At 41.8% G+C, this 23,552-nt stretch carries 24 protein-coding genes; 19 read left to right on the forward strand and 5 right to left on the reverse strand.

All coding sequences use genetic code 11. From position 1 onward, the window contains the following. Positions 1-5 precede the first annotated feature (5 nt). The 3 genes from cobJ to Q0W26_RS01815 all read left to right on the forward strand — a co-directional run bounded on the left by cobJ (position 6) and on the right by Q0W26_RS01815 (position 2,988). On the forward strand, positions 6-1,082 hold the full coding sequence (cobJ, locus tag Q0W26_RS01805) for a precorrin-3B C(17)-methyltransferase (RefSeq protein WP_298521720.1): 1,077 nt from the start codon (positions 6-8) through the stop codon (positions 1,080-1,082). Positions 1,083-1,092: 10 nt separating this feature from the next. Continuing rightward, positions 1,093-1,692: a potassium channel family protein gene (locus Q0W26_RS01810; RefSeq protein WP_298521721.1), complete on the forward strand. Its 600-nt coding sequence runs from the start codon at positions 1,093-1,095 to the stop codon at positions 1,690-1,692. A 72-nt stretch (positions 1,693-1,764) separates the two neighbouring features. Continuing rightward, positions 1,765-2,988: a magnesium transporter gene (locus Q0W26_RS01815; RefSeq protein WP_342765327.1), complete on the forward strand. Its 1,224-nt coding sequence runs from the start codon at positions 1,765-1,767 to the stop codon at positions 2,986-2,988. On the opposite strand, the gene Q0W26_RS01820 is transcribed toward Q0W26_RS01815, so the two are convergent. Beyond that, positions 2,985-3,851, reverse strand: coding sequence for a hypothetical protein (locus Q0W26_RS01820; RefSeq protein ID WP_298521723.1), 867 nt, complete (start codon positions 3,849-3,851; stop codon positions 2,985-2,987). The two genes, Q0W26_RS01815 and Q0W26_RS01820, sit on opposite strands and share 4 nt — an antisense overlap. Then, positions 3,844-4,788: a hypothetical protein gene (locus Q0W26_RS01825; RefSeq protein WP_298521724.1), complete on the reverse strand. Its 945-nt coding sequence runs from the start codon at positions 4,786-4,788 to the stop codon at positions 3,844-3,846. Before Q0W26_RS01825 ends, Q0W26_RS01820 begins: the two co-directional genes overlap by 8 nt. A gap of 170 nt (positions 4,789-4,958) precedes the next feature. Between Q0W26_RS01825 and Q0W26_RS01830 the strand changes: the two genes are divergently transcribed. The 5 genes from Q0W26_RS01830 (at position 4,959) to amrS (ending at position 8,651) form a co-directional block, all read left to right on the forward strand. Beyond that, on the forward strand, positions 4,959-5,357 hold the full coding sequence (locus Q0W26_RS01830) for a Zn-ribbon domain-containing OB-fold protein (protein ID WP_298521725.1): 399 nt from the start codon (positions 4,959-4,961) through the stop codon (positions 5,355-5,357). Then, positions 5,329-6,228, forward strand: coding sequence for a sirohydrochlorin nickelochelatase (gene cfbA, locus Q0W26_RS01835; RefSeq protein WP_298521726.1), 900 nt, complete (start codon positions 5,329-5,331; stop codon positions 6,226-6,228). Before Q0W26_RS01830 ends, cfbA (Q0W26_RS01835) begins: the two co-directional genes overlap by 29 nt. Before the next feature lie 82 nt (positions 6,229-6,310). Then, complete coding sequence (gene cfbA, locus Q0W26_RS01840) at positions 6,311-6,799, forward strand: sirohydrochlorin nickelochelatase (RefSeq protein WP_298521727.1); 489 nt, start codon at positions 6,311-6,313, stop codon at positions 6,797-6,799. Between the two features lie 66 nt (positions 6,800-6,865). Beyond that, positions 6,866-7,792, forward strand: coding sequence for a thiamine-phosphate kinase (gene thiL, locus Q0W26_RS01845; RefSeq protein ID WP_298521728.1), 927 nt, complete (start codon positions 6,866-6,868; stop codon positions 7,790-7,792). Continuing rightward, positions 7,779-8,651, forward strand: coding sequence for an AmmeMemoRadiSam system radical SAM enzyme (gene amrS, locus Q0W26_RS01850; RefSeq protein WP_298521729.1), 873 nt, complete (start codon positions 7,779-7,781; stop codon positions 8,649-8,651). Before thiL ends, amrS begins: the two co-directional genes overlap by 14 nt. Here the strand turns inward: amrS and Q0W26_RS01855 are convergent. Beyond that, positions 8,648-9,877, reverse strand: a complete 1,230-nt coding sequence (locus Q0W26_RS01855) for a DUF2264 domain-containing protein (protein ID WP_298521730.1) — start codon at positions 9,875-9,877, stop codon at positions 8,648-8,650. The genes amrS and Q0W26_RS01855 overlap by 4 nt on opposite strands. A 107-nt stretch (positions 9,878-9,984) precedes the next feature. On the opposite strand from Q0W26_RS01855, the gene hacA reads away from it, so the two are divergent. The 5 genes from hacA (at position 9,985) to mmp11 (ending at position 14,203) form a co-directional block, all read left to right on the forward strand. Then, positions 9,985-11,238: a homoaconitase large subunit gene (hacA, locus tag Q0W26_RS01860; protein ID WP_298521731.1), complete on the forward strand. Its 1,254-nt coding sequence runs from the start codon at positions 9,985-9,987 to the stop codon at positions 11,236-11,238. Next, entirely contained in the window at positions 11,235-11,714 is a 480-nt protein-coding gene (locus tag Q0W26_RS01865) for a 3-isopropylmalate dehydratase small subunit (RefSeq protein WP_298521732.1), read from the forward strand. The genes hacA and Q0W26_RS01865 overlap by 4 nt, the downstream gene beginning before the upstream one ends. Further along, positions 11,689-12,696 (forward strand): isocitrate/isopropylmalate family dehydrogenase, encoded by a 1,008-nt coding sequence (locus Q0W26_RS01870; protein ID WP_298521734.1) that lies wholly within the window; start codon positions 11,689-11,691, stop codon positions 12,694-12,696. The genes Q0W26_RS01865 and Q0W26_RS01870 overlap by 26 nt, the downstream gene beginning before the upstream one ends. 144 nt (positions 12,697-12,840) lie before the next feature. Beyond that, entirely contained in the window at positions 12,841-13,257 is a 417-nt protein-coding gene (ribH, locus tag Q0W26_RS01875; RefSeq protein WP_292738685.1) for a 6,7-dimethyl-8-ribityllumazine synthase, read from the forward strand. A gap of 7 nt (positions 13,258-13,264) precedes the next feature. After that, entirely contained in the window at positions 13,265-14,203 is a 939-nt protein-coding gene (mmp11, locus tag Q0W26_RS01880) for a methanogenesis marker protein 11 (RefSeq protein WP_298521735.1), read from the forward strand. Between the two features lie 44 nt (positions 14,204-14,247). On the opposite strand, the gene Q0W26_RS01885 is transcribed toward mmp11, so the two are convergent. Further along, positions 14,248-15,972, reverse strand: coding sequence for a glycosyltransferase (locus Q0W26_RS01885; protein WP_342765324.1), 1,725 nt, complete (start codon positions 15,970-15,972; stop codon positions 14,248-14,250). A gap of 148 nt (positions 15,973-16,120) precedes the next feature. On the opposite strand from Q0W26_RS01885, the gene Q0W26_RS01890 reads away from it, so the two are divergent. Genes Q0W26_RS01890 through Q0W26_RS01900 form a run of 3 tightly spaced genes read left to right on the forward strand, consistent with a single transcriptional unit; the run spans position 16,121 to position 20,613 of the window. Further along, entirely contained in the window at positions 16,121-18,268 is a 2,148-nt protein-coding gene (locus Q0W26_RS01890; RefSeq protein WP_298521739.1) for a Tex family protein, read from the forward strand. A gap of 53 nt (positions 18,269-18,321) precedes the next feature. Continuing rightward, the gene (purE, locus tag Q0W26_RS01895; RefSeq protein WP_298521740.1) at positions 18,322-19,350 is read left to right on the forward strand and encodes a 5-(carboxyamino)imidazole ribonucleotide mutase; all 1,029 of its coding nucleotides are present in this window, start codon (positions 18,322-18,324) and stop codon (positions 19,348-19,350) included. Positions 19,351-19,359: 9 nt separating this feature from the next. Beyond that, positions 19,360-20,613, forward strand: coding sequence for a UbiD family decarboxylase (locus Q0W26_RS01900; RefSeq protein ID WP_298521742.1), 1,254 nt, complete (start codon positions 19,360-19,362; stop codon positions 20,611-20,613). Between the two features lie 36 nt (positions 20,614-20,649). Here Q0W26_RS01900 and Q0W26_RS01905 read toward each other — a convergent pair whose 3' ends face one another. Then, entirely contained in the window at positions 20,650-21,888 is a 1,239-nt protein-coding gene (locus tag Q0W26_RS01905; RefSeq protein ID WP_298521744.1) for a nucleotide sugar dehydrogenase, read from the reverse strand. A gap of 75 nt (positions 21,889-21,963) precedes the next feature. Between Q0W26_RS01905 and rfbD the strand changes: the two genes are divergently transcribed. The 3 genes from rfbD to Q0W26_RS01920 are packed head-to-tail and all read left to right on the forward strand — an operon-like array spanning position 21,964 to position 23,481. After that, positions 21,964-22,803, forward strand: a complete 840-nt coding sequence (gene rfbD / locus Q0W26_RS01910; protein WP_298521746.1) for a dTDP-4-dehydrorhamnose reductase — start codon at positions 21,964-21,966, stop codon at positions 22,801-22,803. Next, the gene (locus tag Q0W26_RS01915) at positions 22,800-23,249 is read left to right on the forward strand and encodes a ribonuclease domain-containing protein (RefSeq protein ID WP_298521748.1); all 450 of its coding nucleotides are present in this window, start codon (positions 22,800-22,802) and stop codon (positions 23,247-23,249) included. Before rfbD ends, Q0W26_RS01915 begins: the two co-directional genes overlap by 4 nt. Before the next feature lies 1 nt (position 23,250). Beyond that, a complete protein-coding gene (locus tag Q0W26_RS01920; protein ID WP_298521751.1) occupies positions 23,251-23,481 on the forward strand; it encodes a barstar family protein in 231 nt (76 codons plus the stop codon). Positions 23,482-23,552 lie beyond the last annotated feature (71 nt).

Below are 23,552 nucleotides of genomic sequence, written 5' to 3' on the forward strand. Positions count from 1 at the left end.
TTAATATGATTAATGTAATAGGTATTGGTCAAAATAGAGAAAACATGACTTTGGGAGCCGTAAAGGCAATCGAAGAGTCTGATGTCATTGTCGGATACAAGAAATACATCTCACAGATTGAGGATTTGATAGTCGGCAAGGAAATTATCAAGAAAGGTATGGGCGATGAGATAGCAAGAGCTGAATTTGCTATCGAGAAAAGTTTGGAAGGCCAAACCGTTTCATTAATTAGTTCCGGAGACCCAGGTGTCTTTGGAATGGCTAATGTATTGTTTCAGATTGTAAGCAAATATGGCGATGATGTCGAGATAAAGGTTTATCCTGGCGTGTCTGCTCTCAATTATTCTTCAAGCCATTTGGGAGCGCCTCTGCATGATTTTGCTGCAATCAGCTTAAGCAATATTTTAACTCCATTATCCGAAATAGAAAAGAAACTGAGATTCGCTCTTGAAGCCAATCTGATTGTGGCCATCTACAATCCTATAAGCAAAACCAGAAAGGAACCTTTCAGAAGATTCAAGCAATGCGTGCTTGACATCAAAGGAGAGGATGCACTGATAGGTATCATAGACAGTACCTATGAGCCTCCAAAGGCTACAATCGTCAAGATTAAGGATTTGACAGAAGACATTGTCAACATGTCCTGCACACTTATTGTAGGCAATGACCTGACCTACGTTCAGGACGGAAAGCTCATAACTCCAAGAGGATATGTCATCAGGTCTCAAATCCATCCGCTATCAAAAAACCATTATGAAATGTTTTTGGACGGCAACATCGGCCACGGACCTAACCGTGAATGCGAATTTTATCCATGCCACTATGAAGGCCAGTACTGCGATTTCTGCTATTGTCCGTTTTATCCTTGCGGTGATTCTTCAACAGGCGGAGAATGGATTAAAGGCAAAGACGTTTGGAACTGCAAGGAATGCATGTGGCTTCATGAAAAGGAAGCAGTCGAATGTCTAAGGGAGCCTTTGGAAAATATTTTAGAAGATGTTGAAGATTTGAAAACCAAGAAAAAAACTTTATTGAAGCTTAGAAGAGCTTGCTTATTGAAAACCAATCCAAATGATCTTTAGGGGTATTTAATTGTCAATTAAAAACTTATTAATAGAAATGAAAAACATGTCGGAACTTATGGTTGACTTGGCTTACTCGGCCGTTCTATTCAACAGCAAAGCCGCTGCAGAAGAGGTTATCACTTTAGAAAATGAAGTCAATGCAATGAATTATGAAATCAAAAAGGAATCATTGGTTGCGGCACGTTCATATGAGGATGCTGAAAAACTCACAGCATTGCTTGAAATTGCAGAAGCCGCTGAAAGTATGGCAAACGCTGCAAAGGATTTAGCTGATTTAGTGATTAAAGGAATTAAACCTCATCCAGTATTTAAAATGGTTATGGAAGAATCAGACAAAAGTATTGCCAGAGTGATTGTTGATGAAAATTCAGATTTGGCAAACAATACTTTAGGAGATTTGCTTTTGGTAAACCGTACCGGTATGAGAGTAATCGCCATCAGAAGAGGAACATCATGGATTTACGGTCCTGATAAGAATACAACCATTTTACCGAACGATACTTTAATTTTAAAAGGAACAGACGAAGGTGCCGATTTGCTTGAAAAATTGGCTGCAGGAACCTGTTCACTTGAAGATATTCCAGAAGAATTAGAAGATGAAGACTAGGTTGTGAAAATATGATTATAGGTAGTGATAATTGTGAAAGACAAACAGAAGAAGATTCGCAGTTCACTATCTATGCAAGCATTTTCCAGCTTTTATGCCGAGCATAACTCAGTCATAAAGGAGGGACTCATAGCCCTTCTGATTTGTGCCGTAGGAGACCTGATAGCAGGTATTATCCTAGGCAAAATGACCTTCTTTTTAGAAACATTCCCAGGATTGCTAGTAGTCATTCCAGGTGCAATCGGAATGAGAGGAAACATTTTCGGGTCATTCGCTTCAAGGCTGTCAACAAGCCTGCACATCGGTTTGATATCTCCTGAATTTGAATTTTCCGAAGATTTGAATAACAATATCTTCGCTTCATTTGTTTTGACACTTGTTTTATCCATATTTTTAGGAATTGTAGCCAAGATATTCTGCATTCTGCTTCATTACCCTTCAATGGAACTGATTGACTTCATATTGATCTGTACAATAGCGGGAATAATATCCAATCTGATAATGCTTCCGATTACCATGTTCGTTTCATTCAAAAGCTATGAGCACGGCTGGGACCCAGACAATATCACAAGCCCAATTATAGCGGCATTTGGAGACCTTTTCACCCTTCCGGCAATAATCGTATCAATCTTTATATTGAATGCATTGGATGTTAGCATCATCGTAAAGGACATTGTTCTGGTCATTATCCTAATCAGCGTTCTGGTAAGTTTCATACACTGCTACCGCATGTCTGATGAGACAAAAACCATTTTAAAGCAATCCACTCCTGTCCTGCTTTTATGCTCCTTTTTGGGAGGTTCCGCAGGAGGAATCCTCAACAGTTCCGTTGAAACACTGCTGACAAATCCTAGTCTCCTGACACTGGTTCCGCTCTTTTCAGGAGAATGCGGAAGCCTCATCAGTATTTTAGGAGCAAGACTGTCATCCGGACTCCACTCAGGTCTTGTTGAACCGTTGTCCAGACCTTCAGGTGAAGCGCTTCACAACTTTGGAATCTGCTACATGTTGACCATAGTCATGTTCCCGTTAATCGGAATACTTGCCGAAAGCTCATCATTGATGTTCGGCACAATTGGCGTCGGATTCGATAAGATTATTCCAATCAGCACATTGTCCGGATTGATTTTAGTTACCATCATGGTATTTCTTGTATATTACGTCTCCACAGTCTCATACAACCATAATCTTGACCCGGACAATATTGTAATTCCGATTTCAACAAGCATCACCGACTCCATTTCAAGCCTTATACTGATATCAGTATCACTGATCATTTTAGGCATGCTGATTTAGTACCACGCCTTCAGGATTAAGTTGCAGTCGTTTGTCCTGAAATAATCATAGTTCAGATTTCTTTTATCAAAGCCTTTCGGAACTGACACCAGCACTGCCTTTGCATGGGGCTTGTCGAGATGGATGAATACAACCGCACTTGAATCGCCATAGAAGCTGAACTCATCGTTGATGTAGATTCTGTTTGATATAGGAGTCTGCCAGTCCTTGCCCTTTGCCACCACTGTCGTATCAACAAAATAACTGACGTCTTTTTGCTTTGAATCAATCAGCAGGTAGTAATCCGACTTTCTCAGGTTTCCTTCAAAGACCTTGAAGTAGCTGCAGCTGTCCTTGTCTTGGTTGTGCTTGTGATTGCACTTTCCCGGATTTTGAAAGTCCTTAAGGACATATTTTTTATAAAAGTCGCATTTGACAAGCCTGTTCACACTAAAGACGTCTCCTTTCTCGTTTTGATTCCCGATTTTTACACTTGAAATGCTACTCTCCTGCGGAACCAGCTCAAGTGAGGTCTTGAGTTTCGAGTCGAAAAGCTTCCGGTCGATGAGCTTTTTGTAGTTCTTGCCAAGCACGGTAAATTTCACATACGAAACGCTGTTTGGAATCACTTCACCATGCTCATTTATGATTGCAAGGCCTGGTGTTCCCTTTTCATACTTTTCCCAGTTTTCAGGCACTCCTGGATTGTTGATGAGATTATCAACGAATTCTGAAATCAGATTTTCCGTGTTTTCCATTTCGGATGCCTTCACGGTCTTTTGTGTCATGATTTCTGAGTAGTTAAGCACAACGCCGCATATTATCACAATGACAATCATGACGAGCGCTATTTCAACCGTTGCGTTTCCCCTATTGTCAATCATTGTAATACAACCCGTATTTCTTTCTGTGTGAACTGTCCAAAATCAGACTGTCAATGTCAAGCTTGTCTATTTTCTGGCCCGGATAGTGGTCTGAGAATACCACATGGTCTGAACATGAGATTGAATCATTTACAAGAGGCGTATGCGGCTGGATGAAGACTTCCATTCCGTAATGCGGGCACTTTCCCTTGCCCTCCAGCCTGCATAGATAGCAGCTTCCGTCAGCGCTTTCATGGAAAAATCCCTGCTTCAGGCAATCCTTCATGACTTCACCGTTCCTGTCCCCGTGATGAATGTAAGGGTCATAGGGACACTTTTTGATGTAGAGAGGTGTTGTTGCAAATGCATAGGATAGTGGAGAGTCTAAATTCCTTATTTTCAGATATCTTGTAAGGGCATTCTTGTAGTTGAGCTTGTCTCCCTGATAGAACACTCCCGAAGCAACGGACAGCTTTGCAAGAGGCAGGGGATCCTTCAGCCCTTCGATGGAAACGTTCTTTTCGATGATTTTGGAAAACCTGTTGCTGTTCTTTTTGACGTTCAGCTTCACTTTAAACAATACCTTCCAGGGCGAATCCGTACTTTCGACGGACAGCACCTCAGAAGAGATGTCAGCATCATATTTCTCCTTGAATTCCTCATTTTTACTTGACAATTTCTTGTTGAGATTCTTTTTAAGCTGGTCTTCGCTGTCAAGCAGCTTATATGTATGGTAAACCTTTTCGCAGGCATCATACAGCGAATCCCTTCCTAGAACTTCAATATTGTTTGAGTAATCGTCAATGATATACTTGAAATTGTCATTCTCCTGTGAGTCAATATTTTCATTGTCAATATAATTTACTGTCGTAAAAACAATTATAGCCACCAACAACAATGTTGTTATCAGAATGACTGTCGTACCTAATATTAAATTACCGTTTGAATCGATTTTCATTATTAAAGATATGACCTGATTTTATAAATTTTATATCGAAGTGCGACTGTATGATTTTGCACAAATGTGTATTACTTTTTTGAAAAAACCCGTAAAACAGTAATAAAAAAAATACTTATTTATATTATCATTTAGATATTATACATATTGAAAATATATGGAGGATTTACATGTCAGATACTGTTAGAACATGGCGTCATATTCAACAAAGATACAATCTTATAGGTTCAAAATGTACCACCTGCGGGGAACTGTTCTTCCCGTCACGTGTAGTTTGTCCTAACTGCAGAAGAAAAGGTAATCTTGAACCGTTCCAGTTCAGCGGAAAAGGTAAAATTCACACATTTTCAGTAATCAGATCCGCTCCTGATGACTTCAAGAAAGCAGCTCCTTATGCAGTTGCTGTAATTGAACTCGAAGAAGGTGCAAAATTAACATCCCAACTTGTAGACTGTGATGTTGACGATATTGAAATTGGTGATGATGTAGAAATGGTATTCAGAAGAATCAGAGAGGATGGAAAAGACGGAGTTATCTCTTATGGATACAAGTTCAAAGTCATCAAATAATGCCGCTGTCATTCTGGTAAGTCACGGAAGCACTCTGCCTTATGCTGAGGAAGTGTTCATCGAAATCAAGGAAAAGTTCATTAAAGCCACAAGTCTGGCCACTGAAATTGGCTACATGAAGGTTTCAGAACCTACAATTGCCGGAGCAGTCGAAATATTGAAAGAGGAAGTTGAAGATTTAAATAAAATCATCGCCCTTCCTGTGTTTTTGGCTCCAGGAATTCATACAAACATTGACATTCCGCAATTGCTCGGATTAGAACCATTGGAAGTCGACCCGAGATGTCCTGATGGAAACTATCCTCCGGAACATTACCTTTCAATAGCCGACGACGTTGACTTCGACGGTGAAATAGAGCTTTTGGAGTCAATCGGGCCTCGTGATGAGCTTTTAAAAATCATCGACAAAAGAATCGATGAGGCATTGGCCGATTCAAAGCTTGACGACAGTGCAAAAACAGGAATTTTGCTTGTAACCCACGGTTCCAGATTGAACTACAACAAGGAATTTGCAACCGCACTATATGCAAAATTCGAAAAGACCTGTGATTTGCCATCCAGTTTCGGATTCATGGAACTTTGCGGACCTAGCATCCCGGAATCCATCAACAAGTTGGTTGATGAAAACGACTTGGAAAGACTGGTCGTTGTTCCTGTCTTCATTGCTCCTGGAATGCACACAACCCACGACATCCCGCATATTCTAGGATTTCTGGAAGACCATGAACATTCACATGACCACAATCACGGTGACCATGTCCATGACCTGACTCCTGTCGAGTTTGACGGTGAAATACTGTATCCGGAACCAATCAAAGCGGATGATATTTTAATAGAAATTTTAGTTGATATGGTAAATGAAAAATTATAGATTTTTCATATATTTTTTTGAAGAAATTTTTAATCAAGATAACTTAATAGAATTTAACTTATAATTTAATGGAGATTTTAACATGACTGAAAAAACTGGAATCTTACTTTTAAGCCACGGATCAAGACTGGATGATGGTGAAGAAGTAATTAAAGCTTATAAAGAAATGTATGCTGAAGAATTTCCTGAATACCCTGTAGAATACGGGTTCATGGAAATCAGAAAACCTGGCATTCCCGAAACAATCAAAAAATTAACAACAGAAAACGATTTGGATAAAATCATCGTCGTTCCTGTCTTTGTAGCTCATGGGCTTCACACAAAAAGAGACATACCTTCCATATTAGGTATTGAAAGTGATTTTGACGCTGAATCAGTATCAGGTCATCATCACCACCATCATGACCACGACCATGATCACGGCCACGACCACGGACATCATCACCACCACCATCATGACCATGATGAGGAAGAAGTGGAATTTGACGGCGAAATCATCCTCACCGACCCGTTAGGCATTGATACACGTTTATACGAAATCATCAAAGACAGAGTTTCAGACAACTTATAGTTCTGAAACCAAATTTTTTCTTTTTTTTAGATTAACTATATTTATTTTAAAATTTATACTAATATTATGACCTTAAAAGTCTCTGATATTGGTGAAAAAGAATTGGTTAAATATATTATTGCGAATTCAAATGAAATCACTCCCGATGATTGTGCAATAACTAGTTTGGACGGAAATAATTTAATTTCAACATGCGACATGATGATTCAGTCCAGACATTTTCCCGATAACATGACTTATCATGAAATGGGATTCAAGTCAGTCACAGCTAATGTAAGCGATTTGGCATCAATGGGTGCAAATCCATTGGGATTTTTATTGTCTATTGCCATACCTAAGGATTTGGATTTGGATTCATTCAAACAAATCATTGATGGTGTTTTAAGCGCCTGCAATTACTATTCTATTCCGTTAATCGGTGGTGATACGAATGAGGCTTCTGAAATTATTATTTCCGGTACTGCTCTTGGTTTATGCGACAATCCCTTGCTGAAAGATTCATACAATGACGGCGATTTTTTGGCAGTGACTGGTGATATTGGCCATGCCGCATTAGGTTTCAATCTCAATGATAGGGATAACGTTTACGTTGAAAAGGCATTGAAACCAATAGCTAGAATAAATGAGGGCATTTTAATAAAAGATGCGGGAGCAACTTCCGCAACCGACATCACCGATGGGCTTGCAAGCGAACTCTATGAAATGAAAAGGGAAGGATTTGGATTCATGATTTATGAGGAAAAACTTGGCATTTCAGAGCAATATAAGGAAATCTGTGAAAAATTAGGCTTGAATTATCTTGATTTGATATTGCATGTTGGAGAGGATTTTGAACTCTTGTTCACGATTGGTGAAGATAATCTGGATAAATTAAACATTGACTATAACATCATAGGTAAAGTTAATCGTTCAAATAAAGTCGAGCTTACTTTGGAGAATAGTATTGTCGTCGAAATCAAAAACAAGGGCTATGAGCATTATGTTAGTGAATAATAACCTTTACAAAAAAAGTTCAAAGTCACAAAAGATTAGATGTGAAATATGTGCAAACTATTGTAAAATAGCGGACGGTAAAGTTGGAATATGCAGACAGCACAAAAACATTAACGGAGAGCTATTTGATGAATCATATGGTATAGTTTCATCCTTGAGTCCCGATCCAATTGAAAAAAAGCCTTTGCATCATTTTTTACCAGGCACATTAACATATTCAATCGGCGGTTTTGGGTGCAACATGACTTGTTTGCATTGTCAGAACTATATGATATCACATGAATATGATAAGTTTTCACGAGGCATTAAGATAACACCAGAAGCCATCGTGGAAAATGCACTTAGCTATGGATGCAAGTCAATTGCTTGGACCTATAATGAACCTACTATACACTTGCCATTCAACAGGAAAACTTCTCTTCTTGCAAAGAGTCAAAACCTGAAAATAATATATGTCAGCAATGGATATTACTCAGACAAGTCTCTCGAAGAGGTACTGAATTTTGTGGATGCGTTCAACATAGACTTGAAATCGATGTCTGAGGATTTCTATAAGAAGGTATGCGGAGCTGACCTGGATATAATTTTGGATAATCTTAAAAGAATTTACATGGAAGGCAAACATTTGGAAATAACAAATCTGATAATAAACGGCCATAACGATTCAAGCGATGAAATTAAAGAATTATGTGACTTTGTTGTTAATGAATTGGGTCCTGAAGTTCCTCTTCACTTTACAAGGGCATTTCCATACTATAAGATGAAAGATATTACCCCAACAAATCCGGAGATATTGTTTGAGGCTCAAAAAATAGCAAAAAATAAAGGAATTGAAAATATTCACTTAGGGAATATTTAAAAATCAATTGACTGATCTTTCTGTATCTGGTTGCCGTTCCATGCCTGCAGGCTGGTCCACTCTGCAAACGGTGCTGTCCAGAAAGGATCATCTTCAGGCAAACCCAATGTCAGGAACACGGTACAGCACATGTAAAGGCTTCCGGTGTTAATGTCGCTTTCGGAAATGTCCATCTGTGAGCCCTGAAGACCTACAATCAGCCATCCTGCACTGTTGAAGTTCCTGTTGTCACCGAACTGCTTTCTCAAGATTCTTGTAAGTGCGCTTCTCACCTGGGCAGGGTTGATGTTTCTTGGAAGGGCCTTTAAAAGGGCGGCCTGTGCAAGCAAATGGAAAACTCCGCAGCGGTAGGCAAGGCAGCTTCCCAAAAGAGGATAGGTCGCTTCAGGTGAAATTGTCCTTTCGAGCTGTGAGGACAATCTGGAAGACCTCATTAACTGGACGTCCAAAAATTCCCCTTCGTTGATTCCGTACTTTCTCATTACTTTGAGGATATCGTTGAGCATAGGATGAATCACGATGCTGTTGAAGTATCCTGCAGTGAAGTCTTCACCGTCTGAGTAGATTCCGTCTCCAACATAGAATTCGTCACGGAATCTGCGAACTCCATAGCTTAAACGTTCCTTGTCGCATTCTCCGGTAAATTCCAGAAGGGCAGCTTCAATCATTGAAGTGAACAAAAGCCAGTGGTTTTCATAAGGAGCGATGTTTCTGGTATTCTTGAGCTCCCTGATGATTCTTGCCTGGTCGTCCATCTGCAAGTTGAGCCAGATCTGGTTTTTGGCTCTGAGTAATCCTTGAGCAAATAGTGCAACGTCAACCAGGGACTGTTTAGGTTCCACAACAAAAATGTAATCGTTATTGTTCGGATTCACGGCATTTGAAATGGCTTTCAGGGTTAGTTTAATGTACTTTTCACGCAGGATTCCCTCTTCTGTGGAATCGGGTCCCAGTTCCATCCATGCTGAGATTCCGTTGAAGACACGTGCAAAGGCTTCAAGATATGAAAACTTCTGATTTTCAAGGCTTGTTGATTCGTAAGGCATGTTTTTCCTTAATGTTCCTTTTGCAAGGTTTCCCAATACCGGAGTTGTGATTTTACGCATGATTGAAATCCAATACTCCCTGTCTTCAATTATATTTGGGGTTTCTTCTATAACTGGCTCTTCTTTTTTCTTTAATCTACTAAAAAATGAATTACTCATGTAACATAATTTGTTATACATGATATATAAATTTTATAAATATCAAAAATGCCGATTTTTTTTAAAAATAACGAAATTATATATCTGATTAAATACATATAATTATCATTATTATAGAGGTTGAAAATATGCCAACGATGTCAGAAAAAATTTTGGCCAGAGCAGCCGGAAAGGATGAAGTTGAAGCAGGCGACATTGTCATAGCCAACATTGACGTGGCAATGGCTCACGATTTGACAGGACCGCTTTCAGTCGAATCGTTTGAAAAGATCGGAGCTTCCAAAGTATGGGACCCGTCAAAGATAGTCATCCCCTTCGACCATCAGGTGCCGGCCGATTCAATTGACTCTGCCATGAATCATATCGTCATGAGGAAATTTGTTGAGAGTCAGGCAATAGAAAACTTTTATGATGTGAATGCGGGAGTCTGCCATCAGATACTTCCAGAACTTGGCCATGTGGTGCCTGGGGAAGTGATTGTGGGAGCCGATTCACATACATGCACTCACGGTGCCCTCGGGGCATTCTCCACAGGAATAGGTTCAACAGACATGGCAATGGTATTTGCCGAAGGCAACCTGTGGCTTAAGGTGCCTGAGACAAACAGATTCGAAATCACAGGTGATTTGAAGGACAACGTTTATGCAAAGGATGTCATTCTGCATATAATCGGCAAGATGGGCGCTGACGGCTCAACATACAAGGCATGCGAATTTGCAGGCCAGACCGTAAGCGACATGACCGTATCAGACAGGATGGTTCTCTGCAACATGGCTATAGAGATGGGCGGAAAAACCGGGCTTGTCGAACCGGACCAAAAGACAATAGAATACGTCGAAAGCCGCTCCAAAAAACCTTATAATATTTATAAAACTGATATGGACTCTCCGTCCCTTGAGGTCATAGACATTGATGTGGGAGATTTGGAGCCGCAGGTGGCATGTCCCCACAACGTCGACAACGTCAGGGCTGTAAGTGAGGTCGATGTTGAAATCGACCAGGTGTTCATTGGCTCATGCACAAACGGCAGGATTTCCGATTTGAGGGATGCCGCAAGGATACTTAAAGGCAATAGAATAGCCGAAGGCACAAGGATGCTCGTCATTCCGGCATCAAAGGAGGTCTACTCAAAGGCACTTGATGAGGGACTCATCAGGATATTCGTCGATGCAGGAGCACTTGTTTCCGCTCCATGCTGCGGACCGTGCCTTGGAGGGCACACCGGAATCATAGGTCCCGGTGAGGTAAGCCTTTCGACTTCCAACAGAAACTTCAGGGGAAGACAGGGCTCACCTGACGGAGAGGTTTATCTGGCTTCAGCAGCAGTGGCTGCCGCCTCAGCTCTTGAAGGAAGAATCGTTGCACCGGAGGCAAAACCATGAAAGGAACCGCATGGAAATTCGGGGATGACATTGACACAGACATAATCGTTCCCGGAAGATATCTGATTTACACTGATGAGGAAAGACTCTCCCAGCACTGCATGGAAGGGCTTGATGCAGATTTCAGCAGCAAATGCAAAAAGGGAGACTTCATTGTGGCCGGAAAGAACTTCGGATGCGGATCATCCCGTGAACATGCTCCGATAGCCCTTAAGGGTGTGGGCGTTTCAGCGGTGATTGCAGAGTCATTTGCAAGGATATTCTACAGGAACGCCACAAACGTAGGCATACCTCTTCTTGAAGCTCCTGGAATCACAGGGCTTGTTGAAAACGAAGAGGAAATAGAAGTCGACATGGAAAAAGGAACAATAACAAATGAGAACGGCGAGTCAATAACATTCAAAAAATTGCCTTCGTTCATGATGGAAATTCTAAATCAGGGTGGTTTGATTGAGTACCTCAAAAACAAAAGATAGATATCAGATAGCTGTTGTGCCTGGAGACGGAATCGGGTGTGAAGTAATGGATGCTACACTCATGGTTCTAGACAGCTTAGGCATAGATTTCGATTACGTCTACGGTGAAGCGGGTGACGAATGCCTAGAAAGGACTGGAGTAGCCCTGCCTGATGAGACCTTGGACATCATACGCAATGCTGATGCATGCCTGTTCGGTGCGGCAGGAGAGACTGCAGCCGACGTCATAGTCAAGATACGCCAGGAAATGAGGATGTTTGCAAACCTTCGTCCCGTCAAATCGTATCCCAACACAAATTCTCTTTTTGAGAATATCGATTTCATGATTGTTCGTGAAAACACCGAAGGGATGTACATTGCCGATGAGGAGCAATACACCGATGAAGGTGCAGTTGCAAGGCGTATCATAACAAGAAAGGCTGAAGAGCGCATAATCGACTATGCATTCAGATATGCGGTTGAAAACAACAGAAGTAAAGTCACAGCCGTTCACAAGGCAAACGTATTGAAAAAAAGCGATGGGCTGTTCAAGGAAATTTTCTATGAAGTTGCAGAAAGGTACCCTGATATTGCAACCGAGGACTTTTATGTGGATGCCACCGCAATGTATCTCATCACACAGCCTGAAAGCTTTGAGGTCATCGTGACAACAAACCTTTTCGGAGACATACTATCCGATGAAGGCGCAGGCCTTGTAGGAGGCCTTGGCGTGATTCCCTCAGCAAACATAGGCGAGGATGCGGCACTATTCGAACCTGTACACGGTTCAGCCCCTGACATTGCAGGTGAGGGCATAGCCAATCCGATAGCAATGATGCTTTCGGCAATAATGATGCTCAGATACCTCAACGAAAACGAAGCCGCCGACAGATTCGAAGCGGCAATATTGAAGGTATTGAATGACGCTAATGTTTTAACCGGTGATTTGGGAGGCTCAGCTACAACAGTCGAGCTTGCCGAAGCGGTTAGAAATAACTTATGAAAAAATTAAATGGAGTAACTAATATGAATTTCAAGAAATTGACCAGAATGCAAATGGCAGCACTCTTTATCATATTCATTATGGTAGTAAGTGGGGTTGCAGGATTCTTATTGATAATATTTGGATAAACTAGAGGTAGATAAAATGGTAAAATATGAAATAGCAGCAGTAGTTGCTGAATTTAATTATGATATTACACAAATGATGTTGGAATTAGCTAAAGCAGAAGCTAAAAATAGAGATTGTGAAATTACAAAAGTGGTCGCAGTACCAGGTGTATTCGACATGCCTCTTGTAATCAAAAAATTATTGCAGAAAGGCGAATACGACGCAATCATCACATTAGGCGCTGTAATTGAAGGCGCAACCGACCACGACCAGATTGTAGCACAGCACGCTTCCCGTAAAATCGCTGATCTGGCACTTGAATACGACACTCCTGTAGCACTTGGAATCACAGGTCCAGGAATGACCAGATTGGACGCTCACAGACGTGTCAAAAACGCAAAAAGTGCAGTTGAAGCAGCAATTAAAATGTGCGACAGACTAAAAGAAATCTAGTGATTAGATGGAAATATTAAAACCCGACGAACTAAAAGAAAAATTCCAAGATCCATGGATAGCGCCGTACAAGAAGGTTCTCACCATGGTGGACGGCGACAAGGTCGAAATCGTCGAATACCATCCGTGCATTTCAGGATCCCATTGGCTTTTGAATCAGTACAGGAACAATTCAGAGCTTATTGATTCAGCCTACCGTGACGGAAACAAGCACGTCTACAAATGTCATGTCGGAAGCGCTCCTCTGGATTTGAAAGCCAGTTTCAATGCCGCAGGAATCGATGAAATCATCGTCGACGGCGATGAGGTAAAGGTGACCCATGCAGGCCTTGCAGGCGCTGGCGTTGGAGCGGGAATGTGCAGAGGAATGGGCGAAGGCGTAAAATATGTCGAGCTCATTCAAGTCGGAGGAGGCTCAAAGGCTGGAAAGGCAACCGTTGTCACACCTAAGCTTGAAAAGGTGGTTATAGGAGTCGACGATACCGACACCAAGGATGCCGGTGCTACATGGACAATGGCCCATAACCTGGGCGTTGAGCTTGCAGAAGAGGGCTTTGAATACCTGGACCACATCATAGTCCAGCTGTATCCACACAATCCTCACAAGACTCAAAACTGCGTTTCAATCGCTTTGACATTTGCGGTTGAAGAGGCTAAAAAGCAGGACTTGATTGACAGGGTAATTGAAATCCTCAAAAGGGACACCCTATCCGACAAGACAGCCATAGCCATTCTTGAAGGTTTGGACATTCCTGAAAAATTGAGGGAATATTCCATTGCCACCAAATCCGGAATGATGGATGTCGAAACTGCAGAAAGCGTTGCAGAAGAATTGGGAATTCCTCTGATTGCCGTAACAGGCGAGCAGGGAAAAGTTGGAGCTCTTGCAGCTTTAGGCCTTTACGATGATGTCGAGGAAGCTGTAAAAGCGTATGATAAAAAATAATCTAAGAATCTTCTTAGATTTTTTACTATTTTTTTTAAAACAAGTTAATCTTCATCATAATTTTCAATGTAGAAATTCAGGAAATTGCCCTGATCGGACCTTACGAACTGCTTGATTGAAGTGTTGTTCCTGTCTACAAAGTTTATCACGATTTCATGACCGTCATATGTGAAGTTTGAATCGGAAAATGTCTTATCTTCATAGGAAACGGTTTTCACGACCTCATCATTGACGGTAATGTCATATGTTGAGTTGTCACGGAATATTCCATAGGAAGTCATGACTGAAACGTTGTCTATGAACACCTCGAAGTTACATGCGTCCCTGTCCCTTGAGGATACGCTGAACTTTTCGATTGCAGTCATGTTCTCGCCTTCATAGTTGTGAAGTATGCCCACTCCTCCGAATATCTCCTTAAGGCGGCTGTTCTGTATAACTGCACCGGTTTCCAGTTTCAGTTCATTCTTGGCTTCAAGAGGCAGCCTTATCATGTCCTGGTCTCCCGGCCTTGTATCGTTGACAGTATAGATTTCGCCGTCTATCACCATCGTGTCGTTGGATTTTATTCCAAGCGTCATCATGGCGTCAGATGGCATCCTTATCTGGTCGGATTCGTTTTCGATTGCAGTATCGATGGTGTACGGGCCTCTTGCCGAAATAGTGTTTTCCCTAGGGGAATCGTCGGCATAGATAATCAGGTTTCTTGAGTTAGGCTCGATTGAAAGCACTCCGTTTTCAAAGTGGGCCGCACCGATGAATGTTGAAATCATCAAAAGAAGAATGACTATTGAGATAATCATCGGGAAGTGAATCTTAACGAAGGACTTGATGAGGTTTCCCCTCGGCGTCTTTTTGAACATCACGATTGACTGGACGATGACCTTTATGATGTAGTATATTGCAATGATGAGTCCGATGAGGCTTACAAGAACGCCCAGAATAAGGGGAACGAACTTGACAAAAAATATTGTAAACAAACCTAAAATCACCAGAAGCAGACCTACGATTGACATTCTGATGTAATGTCCGATTTCATCAATCATTATGACCCTTCCGTACTTGTTTGCACGGTTTATGATTGTCCTTACAACCTCATTGGCCATCAGATGCAGGTCCTCCAGCGGTGACATGTCATGCTGGATTGCGCCGATGTCCACTTCCATTATTGATATTCCCAGAACGTCAGCATCAATGACGATACCGACGTCCACACCGTAGTCGACTTCAAAATTAATTTTCTTTAATATTTCCTTACGTGCCGCAAACTGACCGCTCAATGGCTGTTCGAATGATATTTCAGGGAAGAAAAAGTTTAAAAGCGGCTTTGCAGTGAGTTCAGTTACACGCCCGCTTTCACGGGCAAATTTGGTTTTTGTAATTTCGGCCTTGCCCTCAAGGATAGGTCTGATCATGGCTTCCACCTTTTTGGATGTTAGGTTGTAGATGTCCGCATCGATGAATGCAATTATGTCACATTCTGCTTCCTTAAAACCTGTATTGAGCGCTTCACCCTTACCCTTGTTGGTTTCGTGGTTGATTACGATTGCGCCGGCCTTTTTTGCTTCGGCTTCGGTATTGTCGGTTGACCCGTCATTTACAACGATGATTTCATCTACAAAGGACACCTTCTTGACCACTTCAACTACCTTTGAAACGGTTTCCTCTTCGTTGTATGCAGGGATGATGACTGAAACCTTCTGATACTTTTTAGGTTTTCCGGTTTTGATGCCTGCCAGTAGAAATGCTATAATGACAATAAACCAATACAATGATTTCACCGAAATTATTTTAATTATTTATAAATTTGTTTGTTAAGTATTATATATATTATCGAATTTCAGGCCTTTTTTCCGATTAATGAAAAATTTTAAATTATTTTGAATTCAATATGGTATTATAATTTTTAGGGCTGTATTTATGATTGTAAAGACACTTGAAAAGGAATTGAATCTGGCCGACTGGCAGGTAAGAAAGGTAATTAAGCTGATTGATGATGGAAACACAATACCATTCATTGCACGTTACAGAAAGGACGTGACAGGCTCACTCAATGACGAGACATTAAGGAAATTTGATGAAAGGTTAAGGTACCTCAGAAACCTTGAGGAGAAAAAGGAAAAGGTAATCAAAAGAATCGAAGAGCTCGGAAAGCTGGACGATGGGCTTAAAAAGCAGATTATGGATGCAACTACCTTAGTTGAGCTTGAGGATTTATACAGGCCTTACAAGTCCAAAAAGCAGACAAGGGCAACCAAGGCCAAGCAGAAGGGTCTTGAGCCTTTAGCAGACATCATTTTGGCACAGGACATTAACGAAAGCGTTAAGAAGGTTGCCAGTAAATACGTCAACGAAGAGGTCAAAACCCCCGAAGAGGCAATCGAAGGAGCCAAGGACATCATTGCCGAAGTGGTTTCAGACAATTCCGGTTTCAGGGGAAAAATCAGGAAAAACACATTCTTTACGGGCCAGATTACAACAAAGGCCAAGGACACGGAACAGTCAACGGAATATGAGGTCTACTACAGTTACTCAGAAGACATAAAAAGGATTCCTCCCCACAGGATTCTTGCAATCAACAGGGCAGAAAAGGAAGGTGTTATCAGGGCAAAGGTCGAATGCGACAGCGATGATGCGGTAAGCTACCTTAAAAGGCACATGCTCAAAAACAAATCAAGGATACCTGAAAAGATAGAATACAATCCCCATACCACTCCCGTCATTGTTGAGGCAATCGAGGATTCCTACAAAAGGCTTATTGCACCTGCTGTCGAGCGTGAAATCAGAAACTATCTTACGCAGAAGGCTGAGGAAAAGTCAATAGAGGTATTTGCCAAAAACCTAAATCAGCTTCTTATGGAATCTCCTCTTGTGGGAAAGACCATTTTAGGGTGGGATCCTGCATTCAGGACAGGCTGCAAGCTTGCAATCATTGACGAGACAGGAAAGGTCCTTGACACAGCCCTGATTTATCCGACAGAACCTCAAAACAAAGTCTCACAATCTATCAAAACCGTCCGTGAGCTGATTGACAGGTACGACATCAATGTTATAGCAATAGGAAACGGAACCGCTTCAAGGGAATCCGAGGAAATCGTTGCAAAAATCATCAAGGGAACAAATGTGGAATACATCATCGTCAATGAGGCCGGAGCGTCAGTATATTCCGCTTCAAAACTGGCCGATGAGGAGTTTCCGGATTTCACAGAAGGTGAGAGAAGTGCGGTTTCAATTGCAAGAAGGCTTCAGGATCCGTTGGCCGAGCTTGTAAAGATAGATCCGAAATCCATAGGTGTCGGACAGTACCAGCATGACATGAACCAGAAGCAGCTTTCAGAGTCACTGGACGGCGTGGTGGAAAAGGTGGTAAACGAAGTCGGCGTTGATTTGAACACCGCTTCCTATAGTCTGCTCAACCATGTTTCTGGAATCGGAAAAACCACTGCCAAAAACATCATAGAATACAGGGATGAAAACGGAAGCTTCACCAATCGTCGGGAACTTTTAAACGTTAAGAAACTGGGAAAAAAGACATTCGAGCAGTGCGCAGGATTCGTCAAGATAGACAATCCGGATTATCCTCTCGACAATACCACAATCCATCCGGAATCATACGCCGCAACAGATAAGCTATTGAAGAAGCTCAACTACACAGTCAACGACATAGGCTCCAACAGATTGAAACTTGACAACCTGGATTTGGAAGGGCTTTCCGGCGAATTGGATGTAGGTGTTGAAACCTTAAAGGACATCATCTCCGAACTTAAAAAGCCAGGCCGTGACCCAAGGGAAGACATGCCGAAACCAATCCTGAGGAAAAACGTGCTGTCAATTGAAGACCTTGAAGAGGGAATGATAATGCAGGGAACAGTCAGAAACATCGTTGATTTCGGTGCATTTGTGGACATCGGAGTTCACCAGGACGGACTGGTCCATATATCACAGCTGGTTGAAAACAGATATGTGAAACACCCTCTAGACATCGTCAGCGTAGGTGAAATTGTGGATGTTAAAGTGCTGGATGTTGACCTGTCAAGAAACAGGATTCAGTTGTCAATGATAATTTAAATATTTAAAAATCTATATTATATAATGAATAATTTATTTTTAGAAGGGATTTAATGACACCAAAAATTATGATAATTCTTGGAAGCGGTTCAGATATTGCTGTTGCGGAAAAGGCAATGGACATTTTAGACAAGCTTGAAGTGCCATACAGCCTTAAAATAGCATCTGCCCACAGAACTCCTAATCTAATTCGTGAAATCGTAACTCAAGGAAGCGATGCTGGAATTGAGGTTTTCATTGGAATTGCAGGTCTTGCAGCACACTTGCCTGGGGCCATTGCAGCCTACACACCAAGACCGGTCATCGGAGTTCCGGTTAATGTCAAGACTGGAGGTATCGATGCACTGCAGTCCATTGTTCAGATGCCATATCCTTCCCCGATTGCAACCGTCGGAATCGACAGGGGAGACAATGCTGCAATATTGGCTGCTCAGTTTATAGCTCTTCATGATGAAGAACTGCGAGAGAGACTGATAGATTTAAGATGGGATTATGCCAAAAAGGTTTATAGAAGCAACGAGGATATTGTTCAGAAAATTGACAGACCATTCATTCAAAACGACTTTTTAAGAATCAAGAATCTTGAGATAAATGGCGTTAAAATCGATGAAAGCGCTTCTGAGGTGTCCTGCAAGAACAGCGATGCTGAAGTTTCAATCATCGTCGGAAGGCAGACTGATTTGCCTATCGCCAAAAATGTGGGAATCATTCTCGACAGGCTCAAGATAAGCTATGACATCAAGGTCGTCTGTCCGATCAGATCCACTAAAAAATTCACAAATTACGTTAAATGCATGAAAAAGGCAAAGATATTCATTGGAATCAGTTCAAACTCATCACAGGTTACAGGAGGAATTGTAGGGCTTACAGAAAAGCCGGTGATTGGAGTTCCATGTGCCAATGAAAGGGGCGAGGACTACATGCTCACCACAGTCAGCATGCCTCCGGGCGTTCCTGTTGCAACAGTCGGAATTAACAACGGTAAGAATGCGGCTGTCCTTGCCGGTGAAATCCTTGCTATACACGATCCGAACATTACAGAGCTTTTAGGAAAATTAAAGGACAAAAAGATTACTTTATAAAGGGATAACATGAAAATTGATGAAAATAACATTATCGAAATAACAGACGAGCTTTCAGACGAGTTTGAAGTGGCCAAGGTCCTCAGGCAATATCCTAAGGACACAGTCATAGTCAGGAATGTAAAGGGCTTTGACATGCCAGTCGTTTCAGGCATCTGCAATACACGAGAAAAGATAGCAAAATCAATAAACTGTGAAGTTTCCGAAATCACCCAGAAAATCATTGACGCTATGGAAAAGCCTGTAAAGGTCGATAAGTTCACAGACTTCAGCGAATATGAAACCTCAGAAGTTGACTTAAGCAAAATCCCGATTCTGACTCACTATAAAAGGGATGGAGGAGCATACATCACTGCAGGAGTAGTTTTTGCACGTGACCCTGAAACCGGAATCCAGAATGCGTCAATCCATAGGATGATGGTGCTTGACGACAAGAGACTGGTCATCAGGATTGTTCCAAGAAACCTATATACCTATTTCCAAAGGGCTCAAAATCTTGGGGAGGATTTGGAAATTGCAATTGCCATCGGAATGGATCCGGCAATCCTGCTTGCAAGTACAACTTCAATACCTATTGACTATGATGAGATGGATGTGGCAAACGCATTCAAGGACGGTGATCTTGAACTGATTGAATGCGGCAATCTGAATGTTCCGCAGGCCGACATCATTCTTGAAGGTAAGATATCCGTTACCGAAACCGTTGCAGAAGGTCCGTTCGTCGATTTGACTGACACTTATGACATCATCCGTGACCAGCCAATCATAAACCTCAAAACAATGCACATCAAGAAGGATGCTGTTTACCATGCAATCATTCCTGCCGGCTTTGAGCATAAGCTATTGCAGGGCCTTCCTCAGGAACCAAGGATTTACAAATCCGTTAAGAATGCGGTTCCTACAGTTGAAAATGTTGTATTGACTGAAGGGGGATGCTGCTGGTTGCATGCAGTTGTATCAATCAGAAAACAGACTGAGGGGGACGGCAAAAATGCAATCATGGCTGCATTGTCCGCTCATCCGTCACTCAAGCATTGCGTAGTGGTGGACACTGACGTCAATGTTTTTGATGCTGAAGATGTCGAATATGCAATATCCACACGTGTCAAAGGTGATAGGGACATCATGATAGTTCCTAACGTAAGGGGCTCATCACTTGATCCTGTGGCTGAAAGCGATGGAACCACTACAAAAATTGGTGTGGATGCAACAAAATCATTGAAGACATTGGAAAAATTCGAAAGAGTCAGTTTCGGCGAATGAAACTGCTCTGATTTTTTATCTTTTTTTAAATCAATATTAAAGGGTATATAGATTGCCGTAATTGTAGAGTGTTACGTCGTCTGGAACCCTGTGTATGATGTTTTTAGTGTCAAAAATAATAGGTTTGGCCATTTTCTTGCTTATTAGCTCATAATCAGGATGCTTGAATTCATTATGGTCACACAGAATAAGTATCAAATCGGCACCGTCAACAGCATCGGCAAAGCTTACGAAATCATCCCTTTCAAAGTGCGGGTCATGGATTGCCAATTCGTATCCGTCACCTTCAAGTTCAGCTATTATGTTATAGGCAGGACTTTCCCTGTCATCGCCGGTGTTTCCCTTATATGAGACTCCCAGAACGGCTATTTTTCCGGATGGAATGATTTTCCTCACGTACTCGCAGACAAAGGCAGGCATGGAATTGTTGGTGTCACGTGCCAGCTTGATAATCTTTGCGGTTTCGGGAGCCTTTGCATAGATGAAGTAAGGGTCGATTGCAAGGCAGTGGCCTCCAACTCCAGGACCAGGTGAGTGCAGATTCACCCTCGGATGCTTGTTTGCCATTTTGATGACGTCAAGTGCATTGACGCCTATTTCGGCACATATTTTTGCAAGCTCATTTGCAAGGGCAATGTTGACGTCCCTGAAGGTGTTTTCCATACATTTTGAAAGTTCGGCTGTTTTTGCTTCGGTAAGCATCAGATATCCTTCCACAAACTGGCCATAAACTTCACTGGCCTTGACGGCGCACTCCGGAGTTACTCCTCCAATTATCCTGTCATTGTGGACAAGCTCTTCGAGGATTTTTCCGGGAAGAACCCTTTCAGGACAATGGGCAAGGTACAGGTCCTCACCGATTGTAAAGCCCGCTTCCTCAAAGATAGGCTTTATCACCTCATCGGTTGACATTGGAGCTATTGTGGATTCTATGATGACCGTATTTCCCTTTTCAAGGTAGGGGAGTATGGTTTTGCATGCTGCAATTACGTAGCTCAAATCGCAGCTGTAGTTTTCGACGATGTATGGTGTGGGAACGGTAATGATGAAAGCGTCAGCCTTTTCGGGAGTTAAAGATGCTTTGTATGTATTTTTTCTAACGGATTTCTTGATGATGTCTCCGATTCCAGGCTCTTCAATATGGATGATTCCCTTATTCAGGTTGCTGACCATTTCTTCGCTAATGTCGACTCCAACAACCTCGCAGTGGCTTCTTGAAAACAGAGCGGCAGTCGGAAGTCCAATATAACCTTGACCCATAATACATACTTTCATGATTTTAACTCCTCTTTTAAATATTACATATAATATATATTTAATCATATTATTAAAGTTTTTAAAGTGATTATTATGAAGATTTTAATTACAGGCTCCAACGGAATGTTGGGCCATGATTTAATCGAAGTTTTAAAGGACAGGCACGAACTGGTCCTTACAACTTCAAAGACACTCGACATTACCGACAGGCAAAGCACAATCCGATGCATCACTCAAAACCAGCCGGACATTGTCATCAACTCAGCGGCTTATACCGATGTCGACGGATGCGAGACAAATCAGGATTTGGCCTATGCCGTAAACGGCGAAGGGGTTAAAAACCTCGCTCTTGCATGCAAGGAAGCGGACTGCCCGCTAGTTCATGTAAGTACAGATTATGTCTTTGACGGAAGTGCAAGAGACCCTATTGAAGAGGACGGCGAGATAGGCCCTATAAGCATTTACGGAAAAAGCAAGCTCAAAGGAGAGGAGGCCATTTTGGAAATCCTCGACAAGTACTTCATCGTAAGGACAGCATGGCTTTACGGAATCAACGGAAAGAATTTCCCAAAGACAATGCTTGAACTTGCAAAGGACCATCCCGAAATCACAGTCGTATACGACGAGGTCGGAACACCTACATACACTCCCGATTTGGCCTACGGAATCTCACAACTTATTGAAACTGACTTTTACGGGATATATCACCTGACAAATTCAGGCAGCTGCTCATGGTGCGAATTTGCAAAATACATATTCGAAATTGCAGGGCTTGACATCAATGTCGTTCCCGTAACGGCATCCGAATTTTCAAGGCCGGCTCCAAGGCCGTCATACTCAGTCCTCAAGAATAAGAAATGGATAGACAACGGATTTGAACCTTTAAGAGATTATAAGGAAGCCATAAAAGAATACATTGAGCTGATAAAATGAACAAGAAAATAGTGTTTATCGCTGCTATCATCATTGCCCTTTTTGCAATCGGCAGTGTCAGTGCAGGATTTTTCGATTTTCTAAAATTCGGGGACGATTCATCATCAGTAAGCGTTGATGAGGACGGCCAATACTGCACAGTGGATGAAGTTGCGGCATACATCAAGGAATACCACAAGCTTCCAAGCAACTACATCACTAAAAAGCAGGCACAGGCTCTAGGATGGCATGGAGGACCTCTTAAAAGCTATGCACCGGGAAAAAGCATAGGCGGTGACACATTCACCAACCGTCAGCATGTCCTTCCGGATTCAGATTCAAAATACATAGAATGCGACATTAACGCCAACGGAACCGCCCGTGGAGCTGAAAGGATAGTCTACAATACCGGCGACTATAAGGTTTACTACACTTCAGACCACTACAACACCTTTAAGGAGGTATAGCATGCAGTTGGACGGAGAGCTTATCAAAAAGGACGGTCATGATTATCTCATGAAAGCTTTGGAACTTCCTGATTACTATGGAAAAAATCTTGATGCCCTTTATGACTGCCTATGTGAAATCGAAGCCGATATAGTGATAGTCAATGCAGGAGCCGTTGACAAGGACATCATTGACACCTTTAAGGATGCGGCTTTGGAAAACGACTTTCTGAAATTGAAAATGTTTCCTTAATCGGAAATGTTTCCATTCCTTTTTTTTTAAATAACTTATATTAATTATAAAAAATAAAATCTTATTTTAGT

Source organism: uncultured Methanobrevibacter sp., from assembly GCF_947169325.1.
In the GTDB taxonomy this organism is placed as follows: Archaea; Methanobacteriota; Methanobacteria; order Methanobacteriales; family Methanobacteriaceae; genus Methanocatella.

Coding starts and splice junctions, on each gene's coding strand:
- Q0W26_RS01890 (WP_298521739.1), top strand. CDS start 16,121: ATGATTGTAAAGACACTTGAAAAGGAATTGAATCTGGCCGACTGGCAG.
- amrS (WP_298521729.1), top strand. CDS start 7,779: ATGTTAGTGAATAATAACCTTTACAAAAAAAGTTCAAAGTCACAAAAG.
- cfbA (WP_298521726.1), top strand. CDS start 5,329: ATGGATACAAGTTCAAAGTCATCAAATAATGCCGCTGTCATTCTGGTA.
- Q0W26_RS01825 (WP_298521724.1), bottom strand. CDS start 4,788: ATGAAAATCGATTCAAACGGTAATTTAATATTAGGTACGACAGTCATT.
- thiL (WP_298521728.1), top strand. CDS start 6,866: ATGACCTTAAAAGTCTCTGATATTGGTGAAAAAGAATTGGTTAAATAT.
- Q0W26_RS01830 (WP_298521725.1), top strand. CDS start 4,959: ATGTCAGATACTGTTAGAACATGGCGTCATATTCAACAAAGATACAAT.
- Q0W26_RS01900 (WP_298521742.1), top strand. CDS start 19,360: ATGAAAATTGATGAAAATAACATTATCGAAATAACAGACGAGCTTTCA.
- Q0W26_RS01855 (WP_298521730.1), bottom strand. CDS start 9,877: ATGTATAACAAATTATGTTACATGAGTAATTCATTTTTTAGTAGATTA.
- Q0W26_RS01865 (WP_298521732.1), top strand. CDS start 11,235: ATGAAAGGAACCGCATGGAAATTCGGGGATGACATTGACACAGACATA.
- Q0W26_RS01920 (WP_298521751.1), top strand. CDS start 23,251: ATGCAGTTGGACGGAGAGCTTATCAAAAAGGACGGTCATGATTATCTC.
- Q0W26_RS01820 (WP_298521723.1), bottom strand. CDS start 3,851: ATGATTGACAATAGGGGAAACGCAACGGTTGAAATAGCGCTCGTCATG.
- purE (WP_298521740.1), top strand. CDS start 18,322: ATGACACCAAAAATTATGATAATTCTTGGAAGCGGTTCAGATATTGCT.
- mmp11 (WP_298521735.1), top strand. CDS start 13,265: ATGGAAATATTAAAACCCGACGAACTAAAAGAAAAATTCCAAGATCCA.
- Q0W26_RS01815 (WP_342765327.1), top strand. CDS start 1,765: ATGCAAGCATTTTCCAGCTTTTATGCCGAGCATAACTCAGTCATAAAG.
- ribH (WP_292738685.1), top strand. CDS start 12,841: ATGGTAAAATATGAAATAGCAGCAGTAGTTGCTGAATTTAATTATGAT.
- cobJ (WP_298521720.1), top strand. CDS start 6: ATGATTAATGTAATAGGTATTGGTCAAAATAGAGAAAACATGACTTTG.
- Q0W26_RS01905 (WP_298521744.1), bottom strand. CDS start 21,888: ATGAAAGTATGTATTATGGGTCAAGGTTATATTGGACTTCCGACTGCC.
- hacA (WP_298521731.1), top strand. CDS start 9,985: ATGCCAACGATGTCAGAAAAAATTTTGGCCAGAGCAGCCGGAAAGGAT.
- cfbA (WP_298521727.1), top strand. CDS start 6,311: ATGACTGAAAAAACTGGAATCTTACTTTTAAGCCACGGATCAAGACTG.
- rfbD (WP_298521746.1), top strand. CDS start 21,964: ATGAAGATTTTAATTACAGGCTCCAACGGAATGTTGGGCCATGATTTA.
- Q0W26_RS01915 (WP_298521748.1), top strand. CDS start 22,800: ATGAACAAGAAAATAGTGTTTATCGCTGCTATCATCATTGCCCTTTTT.